Here is an 11735-nt window from a genome sequence, read left to right on the forward strand (position 1 = left end):
CTACCGGTTGACCGGCTGTCGGCCGGCCGGCGCGGGCGGCGGTGCGCGGCTCAGCCGCCGGCCGCCTCGCCGGGCAGCAGCCGCAGGGCGAGCAGGGCGGATCCGATGTCGGCCAGGTGCCGGGGGTCCTGGAGCGTGCGGCCGGTGAGCGCCTCGATGCGGCGCAGCCGGTAGCGGACGGTGTTGGCGTGCACGTAGAGCCGCTCGGCCGCGCCCTCGGTGCTGCCGGCGGCGGCGAACCACTGCTCCAGGGTGTCGGTCAGCCGCTCGCGTTCCTCCCGGGGGAGTTCGAGCAGGGGGCCGAGCACCAGGCGGGCCAACCGGGCCGCCTCCGCGGGCGCCGCCGCCACCAGCATGGCGAGCGGACGGTCGTCGAAGCGGACCGTCCCGCGGGGTTTGCCGCGCAGCCCGTCCAGGGCCAGCCGGGCGAAGCGCAGCGCCTGCGGGGTGTCGCGCAGCGACGGGTACGAGGGACTGACCCCGACCCGTGCGGGGTGGCGGCGCAGCAGCCGCAGCAGTGTCTCCTCGTCGTCGGGGTCGGGCAGCGAGGCCACGCCGATCTGCTGGTCCGGGAGCAGCCGCCAGGCGGAACGGACGCGGACCGCCCGCAGGGCGTTCTCGATGCCGGGCAGTGCCTCGCGGCCGGGCGCCGGCACGTCGGCGGCGATCACCGCGTACGGCCCGTGGGAGGCCAGACCCAGTGTCCGCCCGGCCTCCTCGACCGGGCCGATCTCGCTGATGGCGCCGGTGAGGAGGGCCTCCACCAGGGCGGACCGTTCGCGTTCGCGCTGCAGGACGAGCGCGGCGGTGGTCTCCCGGTAGGCCCGGGCGACGGCGTCCGAGTACTCGCCCGCCAGCTGCCAGACCTGCGCGGCCAGGTCGACGAGCATGGCGTCGGTGACGGCCGGGTGGCGTCGGGCCTCGTCCACCAGCTCCGCCCAGAGGAACTCGAATCCGATCCGGTAGGCGTGGAGCGTCTCGGGCAGCGGGACGCCCTGCTCGGCGCGCATCCGGCCGGTCGCCTGGGGCGGCCCGAGGTCGGCGGGACCGGTGTGGACGAAGTGCCGGATCATGAGCTCGATGTTGCGGATGCACGAGGCCCGGATGGTGTGGAACGGGATGAGGTCCTCGTTGCGGTAGGACTCGATCTCCGCGCGCATCCGCCGGGCCAGGCGCTCGCCGATCTCGCGGTGGTGCGGCAACAGGGTCGCGGCCACCTCGACGATCTCCGGCGGGGGTGCTGGGCGGCTCATTCCCCCAGCCTAGGCGGGGTGCGGTTGTGGCCGGCCACAACGCGGCCGGGCGCACCTTGTCCGGCCACCCATTCGATTCGCGGACGGCTCGCGCCACGATGACGACAGCGTGAACGGCGCACTGCACCGGCCTTCGGGCGCCGGGCTCCCGCGGCCCGCCGCCCGGGCCCCTCGCCTCCCCCTCCGAGCCGCCTCCCCCTCCAGGAGTTGTCATGACCACCCTCACGAGCGCCGACGGCGTCCGCATCCACCTCCACACGTGGTCGCCCCCGGTCGCACCCCGGGCGATCGTGCAGATCGCCCACGGCATGGGGGAGCACGCCCGGCGCTACGCGCCGCTCGCCGAGGCGCTGGCCGCCCGGGGCTTCGCGGTCGTCGCCGACGACCACCGCGGCCACGGCCTGAGCATGCACGCCGGCCCCGGCGTGCTCGGCGAGGACGGCTGGAACCGGCTGGTGGACGACCTCGCCATGGTCTCCGCACACGCCCGGGCCGCCCATCCGTACGTGCCGCTGGTCCTGCTCGGTCACAGTCTCGGCTCCTTCGCCGCCCAGCAGTACCTGCTCGACCACGTCCGGCTCGTCGACGCGGCGGTGCTGTGCGGGACCACCGCCCTCGACGGACTCTTCGCCCACCTGGCGACCCAGGGGCCGGACGTGATGGCCGCGTTCAACCGGCCGTTCGAGCCCGCCCGCACCGCGGCGGACTGGCTCAGCCGCGACGAGGCTCAGGTCGACGCCTACCTCGCGGACCCGATGTGCGGCTTCACGCTGGACGACCGGGCCATGGGCGAACTCGCGGCGGCCGCCGCGCGCCTCACCGAGCCGGCCGGGATCCCGGCCGGGCTGCCGCTGTACGTCATGGTCGGCGACCGGGACCCGCTCAACGCCGGACTCGCGCTCAGCGACCTGCTCGTCGAGCGGTACGGCAAGGCCGGGTTGATGGACATCACCTACCGTCCGTACCCGGGCGCACGGCACGAGCTCTTCAACGAGACCAACCGCGCCGACGTGGTCGCGGACCTGGTCGAGTGGCTCGACCGGGTCGTCTGACGGCGCGTCCGCCCGTCCCGCTCCACCGCGGCCGGGGTTGCGCCGCCGGGAGGTCTCACCACCTCCCGACGGCATTCCCGGACCGTCCGCCTCCCACCTAGCACCTCCGAGGCGGCGGAACCCCCGGCCCGCGCAGCGGGCCGGGAACCGGAAACGCGGCCTGGCAGGGCTCTGTCCCCGGTGGCTGAAGCCGGTCGCGTCGGTCGACGCGACCGGGCCGAGGGCGCTCCCGACACGGCCGGCGGGATCGGGAGCGCCGTGGTCCCGGCGGGTGTCCGCGCCGATGTGACGCAGGCTCGGGAACGGGGTGCGGCCCGACCCCGGCATCCCTGTCGTCATGCGGCTCGCCTCCGGTCCCGTTCCGATCGTCGACATTCCCGGCCGGCGTGTCCGGCGGGACCTCGCCGAGGATTCGGACGAGGCGACGGTGCGGAATTGACGGGAACGCTACGGGCCGCGGACGGACGAGGTCAATGAATTCCCGACGCCCACCGCAAAAACGTCCCGCCGAGATATTTCCCGCATTCACCAGGACCCGGTTCGTGTCATCCGGGTGAGCCGTTTTCCGATATCAATCAAGTCGTTCCGGCCGTCGCCGGAAATCGACCAGGGAGTCGATGTGCCGATTTCACGCCTGGACCTTCCGCCCGCATTCGACGCGGAGGCGCGCAAAGGCCTCACGGCCATGGCCGCGGAGGTCTCCGCCGAAGTGGCCCTCCGGCTGCCCGCACCCGGCGGGCCGGGCCCCGGGCGGGGGGGGGGGGGGGGGGGGGGGGGGCGGTGCAGACCGCCTGCCGCGCCGGAGGCCGTGCGGCCTGGCGACGCCTGGCGGCGGTGGCCCGCCGTACCGGCGTCGGACCGGACGCGACCGCGGCCCTCGCGGAGGCGGTGTTCGCCCACGTCGACGAGGTCACCGCGACCGCGCTGCAGGGCCACCGGCGGCCGGTGGAGGCCGGCGACGACCGGGCGGGCCACCGCAGACGGCTGCTCGGGCTGCTGGCCGCCGGCGCGCCCGGCCCCCGGCTGGTCGCGGCCGCCGAACTGGCGCAGTGGCGGCTGCCCGCGACCGTCGCCTTCGCCCTGCTCGCCCCGGGCGAGGACCTGGCCGGTGCACGGCTCGGCCTGCCGGCGGACGTGCTCTGCGACCTGCGCCCGCCGTACCCCTGCATCCTGCTGCCCGACCCCGCGGAGCTCAGGAACGACGGTCGGGTGCGCCGGCTGCTGGGCCGGCCCGGGGCGGTGATCGGCCCGGTCGTGCCGGTCGGTTCGGCGGGCGACTCGCTGCGCTGGGCCCGGACGGTCCGCGACCGGCTGGCCGATCCGCACGGGCAGCCGGTGGAGTGCGACACCCGCCTTCCCGATCTGCTGCTCTGGGCGGACGAACCGCTGGTCCACCTGGTCGCCGGACGGAGGCTGGCGCCGCTGGAGGCGCTGACCGCCAAGCAGGCCGCCAGGGTGGCGAGCACGCTGCTCGCCACCCTGCAGACCCGGGGCGGGGCCCCGGACGTCGCCGCCCGCCTCGGCATCCACCCGCAGACGGCGCGCAAGCGGCTGCGCCGCGTCCACGAGCTGTTCGGGCCGGCCCTGCACGACCCCGATGCCCGCTTCGAGCTCGAGGTCGCCCTGCGGGGCCGGCTGCGGGCGGCGGACGGTCCGGCCTGAGCCCGCCCGGCCCCGTCGGGAAGCACCGCCGGGAAGCACCGCCGGGAAGCACCGCCGGGGCCGGCCCCGGCACACGGCCGGCGCCGGCCCCGACGACCGAACGGGAGCACGTGGCGGCCCTTCCCCGGTCCGCCCGACCGCCCTCACGGTCACTCCCGGCTCGCGGCGGACCTCCCGAGGTAGGCGTCCGAGACGGCGCCGGTGCGGACGAGGTCGGCGACGGGGCCGCCGGCCGCGACCTCGCCGTGGGCGAGCACCCACGCGGTGCGGCAGAGCCGTCGCACCAGGTGGACGTTCTGCTCCACCAGCAGGACGGCGGTCCCGTCCAGGGTGATCGTCTCCAGCAGGTCGCCGACCTCCTCGACGGCCACCGGGGAGAGGCCGCTGGAGGGCTCGTCCAGCAGGACGAGCCGCGGCCGCGACATCAGGGCCCGGGCGATGGCCACGGTCTGCTGCTGGCCGCCGCTGAGGCGGCCGGCCGGTTCGGCCCGGCGCTCCGCCACCCATCCGAACCGCTCGTAGGTGCCGGCGAGGCGGCGGCGCTGCTCCCGGCGGCCGTGGCCGTCCGCCCCGAGCAGCAGGTTGTCCTCGATCGTCATGGCGGGGAACAGCCTGCGGTTCTCCGGGCAGAGCGCGACGCCAGCGCGCACCAGGGCGGCGGTGTCGTGGCCGGTGACGTCCTGCCCGTCGAGCAGGATGCGCCCGCTGCTGCGGCGGACCCGCCCGTGGATGCCCAGCAGGGTGGTGGTCTTCCCCGCGCCGTTCGCACCGAGAATGCCGGTGACGGTGCCGCGCTCGGCGTGCAGGCTGATGCCGCGGACGGCGACGGCCGGGCCGAAGGCGACGGTGAGGTTCTCGACGGTGAGCACGGTCACGCCCCTCCCAGGTAGGAGGCGACGACCGCCTCGTCGGTGCGGATCCGCTCGGGGGTGCCCTCGGCCAGGACGGCGCCGGCCGCCATCACCAGGACGCGGTCGGCGAGCGGCATCAGGAACTGCATGTTGTGGTCCACGACCACCACCGCGACGCCCAGCCGTTCGGCGGCGCCTCGGACGGCCGCGGCCAGGGTGTCGGCCTCCGCGCCGTCCATGCCGACGGCCGGCTCGTCGAGCAGCAGCACCCGCGGGCCGGTGGCCAGCGCCAGCGCGATCATCCCGAGCCGCTGGGCGGCGCCGGTCAGCTGCGCGGCGGGCCGGTCCAGCAGACCGTCCAGGCCGATCAGCGCGGCGAGGTCCCCGTCGCCCGGGCCGGTGGGCCGGCCGCGGCACTCGCCGCGGGTCAGCGCCAGGCTCTCCCGCAGGGTCCGGGTGGGGAACAGCCGGGTGGTCTGGAAGGTGCGGGCGATCCCGGCGCGGACGCTGCGGTGGGCGCCCCGGCCGCGGACGGGCCGTCCGCCGAGGAGGACGGCGCCCCCGGTGGGCGGGTGGGTGCCGGCGAGCATCCCGAGCAGGGTGGTCTTGCCGGAGCCGTTGGGGCCGATCAGGCCCAGCACCTGCCCGCCGTCGAGCTCGAAGGAGACCCCGTCGACGGCGGTCACGCCGCCGAACCGCTTGACCAGGCCCCTGGCCTGCAACAGCGCGGTCATGCCACGGCTCCCCTCGGGCGCACCCGGCGGCGCAGCGCGGCCAGGCCGCCCAGCACGCCCTGCGGTGCGAGCAGGGTCACCGCGATGAACAGCACGCCCAGGGCGATCTGGCTGACGCCGGGCCCGAGCTTGATCAGCTGGGTGAAGCCGATCACGACGAGGCTGCCGACCAGCGGCGCGTACAGCCGGCCCGCGCCGCCGACGCCGATCGCCACGAACATCAGGAACCCCTGCACGAAGGTGAACTGGGACGGGGCGACGACGCCGTTGTACTGGGCGAACAGCACCCCGGCCCAGGCCCCGAAGACCGAGGAGAGGACCATCGCCAGCAGCTTGACCCGGGCCGTGGGCACGCCCAGGTGCTCGGCCAGGTCCTCGTCCTCGCGGACGGCCCGCAGCCGCGCCCCGAACCGGCCGGCGGACAGGAGGTGGAAGGCCGCCAGCGCCAGGCCGAGCGAGGCCGACAGCAGCAGCAGCGTCGTGTCCAGCGGGAGGCCGAGCTCGACCGGCCGGCCGTTGGGGCCGCCGGTCAGGTCGGCGGCGTTGGTGAACACCAGGGTGGTCACGGCGCCGAAGAACATCGTGCCGATGGCGAAGTACTGCCCGCGGGTCCGGCTGAAGACGAGCGCCACGAGCAGGGCCACGAGCACGGTGGCGCCGACCGCGGCGAGCGCGGCGAGGAGCATCGGCACGCCGTGGTCGAGCAGCACGGCCGAGACGTACGCCCCGCCGCCGTAGAAGGAGGCGTGGGCGAGGCTGGGGTAGCCGCCGAGGCCCTGGACGAGGTTGAGGCCGGCCAGGGCCACCGTCCAGGAGACGGTCAGCAGGGCGACCTGTCCGAGGTCGCCCTGCAGCGAGGTGAGCAGGGCGTGGGCGAGGAGGCTCACGGCGGCGATGCCGGCGAGCGGCCCGGCGTGCCGGGAGTAACGGGAGGTGCGCATTCACGCCACCCTTCGGGAGTTCGTGCTGCGCAGGCCGGTGGGCCGCAGCACGAGGACGATCACGAGCATGAGGAAGCCGAAGGCGCTCTGGTAGGCGGAGCTCACGTAGGCGGCTCCGAGGCTCTCGACCACCCCGAGGACGAGCCCCCCGGCGACGGCTCCCCAGACGCTGCCCAGGCCGCCGAGGACGACCACGACGAAGGCGCTGAGCAGCACCTCGTCGGCCATGTAGGGCGACACCTGGTACGTGGGGGCGTAGGCGATCGCGGCGACGCCCGCGAGCAGTCCCGCGACCAGGAAGGCCAAGGCGTACTGGCGGCGCAGCGGGATCCCGAGCATCGCCGCGGCCTCCCGGTCCTGCGCCACCGCGCGCATCCGGCGTCCGAGCGAGGTGCGGGACAGCAGCAGGTGGAGCGCGGCCAGCGAGAGCCCGGCCAGCACCATCAGCGCCGCCTTGACCCCGGGCAGGGAGATCCCGCCGAAGCGGAGCAGCACGGTGTCGTACGGGGTGTCGAGGGAGCGGCCCTCGCCGCCGTAGAGCCGGAGCGCGGTGTTCTGCAGGATCAGCAGCAGGCCGAGGGCGACGGCGGGTGCGGCGGCCGGCTTGTCGACGATCCACCGGTAGGCGGCGGTCTCGGTGAGGACCGAGACGAGTCCGCCGCAGGCGATGCCGGCCAGGGCGGCGAGGACGAAGGGCAGCCCGGCCGCGGTCGCCGACCAGGTGGTGCAGGCGGCGAGGACGACGACCCCGGCGTGCGCGAAGTTGGGGACTTCCATCACGCCGTAGACGAGGGTCAGGCCGACCGCCATCACGGCGAACAGGCAGCCGAGGAAGGCCCCGTTGACGAGGGTCTGGATCATGCGCAGGCGTCCTTCGCGAAGACGGGGTCGACCAGCTCGCCGCGCTTGGTGTCGAAGGTCATGGCGCTGGCGACGGACTGCTTGGCGGGGCACCAGGCGGTGACTTCGGAGGTGGTGCGGGCGCCGCGCTCGTCGAAGAGCTGGCCGGTGTAGGTCGGCAGCCAGCCGCTGACGGTGCCCTTCGGGACGCCGATGCCGGGCAGCGCCTTGTTGATCTTCTCCGGGTCGGTGGTGCTGCCGGCCCTGGACATGGCCTCGGCGACGATGAACGGGTAGTCGTGCGCCCACATGGTCAGGTCCTGCGGGTGCTCCTTCCAGCGCTCCTCGTAGGCCTTGGCGAAGGCGACGGTGGCCGGGTCGGAGGAGGTACCGGGCAGGGTGCCGGCGCAGTCGTAGTTGTCGGTCATCAGGGTGTTGAACTGCTCGCCCAGGATCGCCCGGGCCTGGTCGGGGCCGACGCCCGCGCTGTGCAGCACGGGCCCCGTCCAGCCGGCCTGCCGCAGCTGCTTGAGGACGGGCAGGATGACGCCGGTGACGCTGCTGAGGTAGATCGCGTCGGGCTTGGCGGCGAGCACCGCGCCGACGGCGTTGCCGTAGTCGGTCGCGCCGAGCGGGAAGTCGGCGGAGGCGGCGATCCGGATGCCGTTGGCGCGGGCCGCCAGGCCGACCAGCTCGGTGAGGCCCTCCCCGTAGGGCTCGCCCTTGGCGGTGATCACCCCGAGCGACTTCGCGCCGAGCTTCTGCTTGGCGTAGGCGAGGCAGCCCGGCACGTAGGTGTGCGAGCCCCCGCGGGTGAGGTACAGGTGGGGGTCGAGGTCGAGGATGCTCGGGTAGGAGCTGTCCAGGACGTTGATCATCGGGACGGGCTTGCGCTTGAGCTGCGGGGCGTAGGTCGCCGAGCCCAGGCCGTAGGCGACGACCGGCAGCCGCTGCGCCTGGGTCATCTCGCGCAGGGCGGTGACACCGGTGGTGGCCGGGTCGGACTTGTCGTCGGCGTAGACGATCTCCAGCGTGTGCCGCCGGCCGGCGACGGTGAAGCCCTGCCGGTTGAGCTCCTCGACGCCCATGGTCATGGCCTTCTTCTCGGCCGGACCGAGGGTGGAGTAGACGCCGGACAGCGACAGCAGGGCGCCGATCCGCACGCGGTCCCCGTCCGCTCCGGCGGAGCCGGAGCCGCAGGCGGCCGAGGACAGGACGGTCGTGGCGGCCAGGACGACGGCCGCGGCGCGCGATACACGCATGGGGGTACCTCCGGGGTGGGGGGTTGCTGGATGGCCGGGTGCACGTGGGGCACGGAGGCGGTGCCCGGGGTGTCCGGTGGGTGTTCGGGAGGGTCGGTCCTCCGTCCGGCCGCCGCTCGGGGCCATGCCGGAAAAGGGGGAGGAACGCGCGCGGACTGCCATCCGCAGGGGAATCCGCCCGCCTGGGCCGTGCGTGGTGAGAACGCCCGGAGTGTGAATTCCGGTCGGCTTTGCGGGCAGGTTCAGGACTGTACTTCGCTACTCGCCGGTAGCACCAGCCGGATTCGGATTCGAATCGGCAACGGAGGCCACCTCGGCGCACCGCCGGGGATCTGCACGGAAAACTCGCCGCCAGCCATTGTTCGACAATGTCGAATGCGGTAGCGTCAGAACAGAACCTGCGCAATTCGGCAGCCCGGGCCATTCATGCCCGCCGCGCCCCGATCCCGCGGCTCGGCGCCCACCGCCGACGCGCGCCGCAGATCCCCCGTTCTCCCCCGGCCGCGCGTTCCGCGCTCTCCGCGCCGCCCGCGCCACCGGCCGCCACCCACGACAGCCCCCGAGGAACCGTCACATGTTCACCTTCAGAAGCGAAGACGGCCTGCAGATCCACGTCCACGCGTGGGCACCGGACGGGCCGCCCCGCGGCCTGGTCCAGATCTCCCACGGCATGGGCGAACACGCGGCCCGCTACGACCACTTCGCCCGGGCGCTGACCCGGCGGGGCTACGCCGTGTACGCCGACGACCACCGCGGCCACGGGCTGACCGTCAGCCACGTCCCCGGCCACCTCGGCGACGACGGGTGGAACCGGCTGGTCGACGACATGGTCGCGCTGTCCGAGCTGATCCAGCGCCGGCACCCGGGGCTGCCACTCGTCCTGGTGGGCCACAGCCTCGGTTCGTTCGCCGCCCAGCAGTACGTGCTCGGGCACTCCGAGCTGCTGGCCGGGGTCGCGCTGTCGGGCACCGCGGCGCTGGACCGGCTCATGGCCCACCTCGCCGAGGCCGACGGCGACGTCATGGACGCCTTCAACTCCGCCTTCGAGCCCGCCCGGACGCCCGGTGACTGGCTCAGCCGCGACGAGGCGCAGGTCGACGCGTACCTCGCCGATCCGCTCTGCGGCTTCACCCTGGACGACCAGGGCATGTCCGACCTCGCGGCGGCCGGAGAGCGGCTCAGCACGCCCACGACCGTCCGGCCCGACCTGCCGGTCTACGTGGCCGTCGGCGACCGCGACCCGCTCAACCGCGACCTGGAGCTGTCGGACCTCGTCGTCCGGCGCTACCGCGACGCCGGCATCGAGGACATCACCTACCGGGTGTACCCGGGGGCGCGCCACGAGATCCTCAACGAGACCGACCGCGAGACCGTCGAGGCGGACCTGGTCGAGTGGATCGAGCGCGTCACCGCCTGACCCGCACCACCGTCCCAGCCGTACTCCGAGGAGACCGCATGACCCTCTCCCTCGCCTGCGTCCTGGCCGAGTCGGCCCGCAGGCACCCCACCCGCACGGCCGTCGTCGACGGCGCACTGGAACTGACGTACGCCCGACTCTGGTCCGAATCACTCGACTTCGCGGGCCGTCTGGTCGCCGCCGGCGTACGGCCGGGCGACCGCGTCGCCCTGATGGCCCAGAACACCGCCGACTTCCCGCGCTGCTACTACGCCGTCCTCGCGGCCGGCGCCGTGGTCGTCCCCGTCCATCTGCTGCTCACCCCGCAGGAAGTGGCGCACGTGCTCTCCGACAGCGGAGCCCGGCTCCTGGTGGTCGACGAGGCGTCCGCACGGACGGGCACGGCCGCCGCCGGGATCGCCGGCGCCGCCGTGCTGAGTACCCGCGCTCCCCGCGACGGCACCACCCCGCTCACCTCCCACCTCCCGCGCCGCCCCGACGACCCGGCAGTGATCCTCTACACCAGCGGCACCACCGGACGGCCCAAGGGCGCGGTGCTCACCCAGCTCAACCTGGTGATGAACGCGACCGTCAGCGCCTTCGACACCTTCGGCGTGACCGGCCGGGACGTGGTGCTCGGGTGCCTGCCGATGTTCCACACCTTCGGGCAGACGGTCGCCATGAACACGACCTTCCGGGTCGGCGCGACGCTGGTGATGCAGCCGCGCTTCGACCCGCACACCGCACTGGATCTGATGCGGCGCCACGGGGTGACCCTCTTCCACGGCGTGCCGACCATGTTCATCGCCCTCCTGGACGCGCTCCGCGCCGGCGCCGACCGTCCGTCGGCACTGCGGCTGTGCGTCTCCGGCGGCGCCTCGCTCCCCGTCGCCGTCCTGGACGAGGTCCAGGAGCGGCTGGCACCGGTGCTGGAGGCGTACGGCCTGTCGGAGACCTCCCCGGTGGCCACCTCCAACCAGCCGGTGTTCGGCACCCGCGCCGGTACGGTCGGCCACCAGGTGTGGGGCGTGGACGTCGCCGTCGCCGCCCCGGTCACCGACGGCGAGGAGGCGGACGGGCTCCGTCTGCTGCCGCCGGGCGATCTCGGCGAGATCGTGATCCGCGGCCACAACGTGTTCAGCGGCTACCTCGGACTCCCCGAGGCCACCGCCGCGGCCTTCACCGACGGATGGTTCCGGACGGGCGACCTCGGCATCCAGGACGAGGCCGGCTTCGTCCGCATCGTCGACCGCACCAAGGACCTCATCATCCGCGGCGGGTACAACGTCTACCCGCGCGAGGTCGAGGAGGCACTGATCCGCCACCCGGCCGTCGCCCAGGTCGCCGTCATCGGCCTGCCCCACCCCACCCACGGCGAGGAGGTCTGCGCCGTGGTGGTGCCGGCCGATCCCGCCGCCCCGCCGGAGCCGTCCGAGCTCGTCGCCTGGGCGACCGGCCAGGTCGGCCGGCACAAGTACCCCCGCCAGGTGGAGATCGTGGAGTCACTGCCCCTGGGCCCCAGCATGAAGGTCCTCAAGCGCGAACTGCGCCACGCCTTCACCCTGCGCACCCAGGCCTGACCGCCTGCGTACGGCAGCGAGGGGGGCCGACGGAGATTCCGTCGGCGCCCCTCGCCACGTCCGGCCGCGCTGCGGCTCGGCTCAGGACAGCTCGGTTCAGCTCAGGCGTTCGATGACCATGGCCATGCCCTGGCCGCCGCCGACGCACATGGTCTCCAGGCCGA

Annotated in this window: 10 protein-coding genes; 4 read left to right on the forward strand and 6 right to left on the reverse strand. The window is 74.4% G+C overall.

Annotation, left to right across the window (positions count from 1 at the left end):
* Positions 1-50: 50 nt before the first annotated feature.
* Positions 51-1253: a PucR family transcriptional regulator gene (locus ABD353_RS21050; RefSeq protein ID WP_344625202.1), complete on the reverse strand. Its 1203-nt coding sequence runs from the start codon at positions 1251-1253 to the stop codon at positions 51-53.
* A gap of 212 nt (positions 1254-1465) precedes the next feature.
* Between ABD353_RS21050 and ABD353_RS21055 the strand changes: the two genes are divergently transcribed.
* Both ABD353_RS21055 and ABD353_RS21060 read left to right on the forward strand, forming a co-directional pair.
* Positions 1466-2305, forward strand: coding sequence for an alpha/beta fold hydrolase (locus ABD353_RS21055; protein WP_344625203.1), 840 nt, complete (start codon positions 1466-1468; stop codon positions 2303-2305).
* Between the two features lie 780 nt (positions 2306-3085).
* Positions 3086-3967: a helix-turn-helix domain-containing protein gene (locus ABD353_RS21060; protein WP_486326982.1), complete on the forward strand. Its 882-nt coding sequence runs from the start codon at positions 3086-3088 to the stop codon at positions 3965-3967.
* A 149-nt stretch (positions 3968-4116) separates the two neighbouring features.
* Here the strand turns inward: ABD353_RS21060 and ABD353_RS21065 are convergent, their stop codons facing one another.
* From ABD353_RS21065 to ABD353_RS21085, 5 genes are read right to left on the reverse strand one after another with little or no spacing between them, the layout of a single operon-like run.
* Positions 4117-4842 (reverse strand): ABC transporter ATP-binding protein, encoded by a 726-nt coding sequence (locus ABD353_RS21065; RefSeq protein ID WP_344625205.1) that lies wholly within the window; start codon positions 4840-4842, stop codon positions 4117-4119.
* Positions 4839-5552: an ABC transporter ATP-binding protein gene (locus ABD353_RS21070; protein ID WP_344625206.1), complete on the reverse strand. Its 714-nt coding sequence runs from the start codon at positions 5550-5552 to the stop codon at positions 4839-4841. The genes ABD353_RS21065 and ABD353_RS21070 overlap by 4 nt, the downstream gene beginning before the upstream one ends.
* Complete coding sequence (locus ABD353_RS21075; RefSeq protein WP_344625207.1) at positions 5549-6493, reverse strand: branched-chain amino acid ABC transporter permease; 945 nt, start codon at positions 6491-6493, stop codon at positions 5549-5551. The genes ABD353_RS21070 and ABD353_RS21075 overlap by 4 nt, the downstream gene beginning before the upstream one ends.
* Positions 6494-7354: a branched-chain amino acid ABC transporter permease gene (locus ABD353_RS21080; protein ID WP_344625208.1), complete on the reverse strand. Its 861-nt coding sequence runs from the start codon at positions 7352-7354 to the stop codon at positions 6494-6496.
* On the reverse strand, positions 7351-8595 hold the full coding sequence (locus ABD353_RS21085) for an ABC transporter substrate-binding protein (RefSeq protein ID WP_344625209.1): 1245 nt from the start codon (positions 8593-8595) through the stop codon (positions 7351-7353). The genes ABD353_RS21080 and ABD353_RS21085 overlap by 4 nt, the downstream gene beginning before the upstream one ends.
* Before the next feature lie 574 nt (positions 8596-9169).
* Between ABD353_RS21085 and ABD353_RS21090 the strand changes: the two genes are divergently transcribed.
* Positions 9170-10012 (forward strand): alpha/beta hydrolase, encoded by an 843-nt coding sequence (locus ABD353_RS21090; RefSeq protein WP_344625210.1) that lies wholly within the window; start codon positions 9170-9172, stop codon positions 10010-10012.
* A 38-nt stretch (positions 10013-10050) separates the two neighbouring features.
* A complete protein-coding gene (locus tag ABD353_RS21095) occupies positions 10051-11571 on the forward strand; it encodes a long-chain-fatty-acid--CoA ligase (protein ID WP_344625211.1) in 1521 nt (506 codons plus the stop codon).
* Positions 11572-11735 lie beyond the last annotated feature (164 nt).

This window comes from Kitasatospora arboriphila, from assembly GCF_039528095.1.
GTDB classification, from domain to species: Bacteria; Actinomycetota; Actinomycetes; order Streptomycetales; family Streptomycetaceae; genus Kitasatospora; species Kitasatospora arboriphila.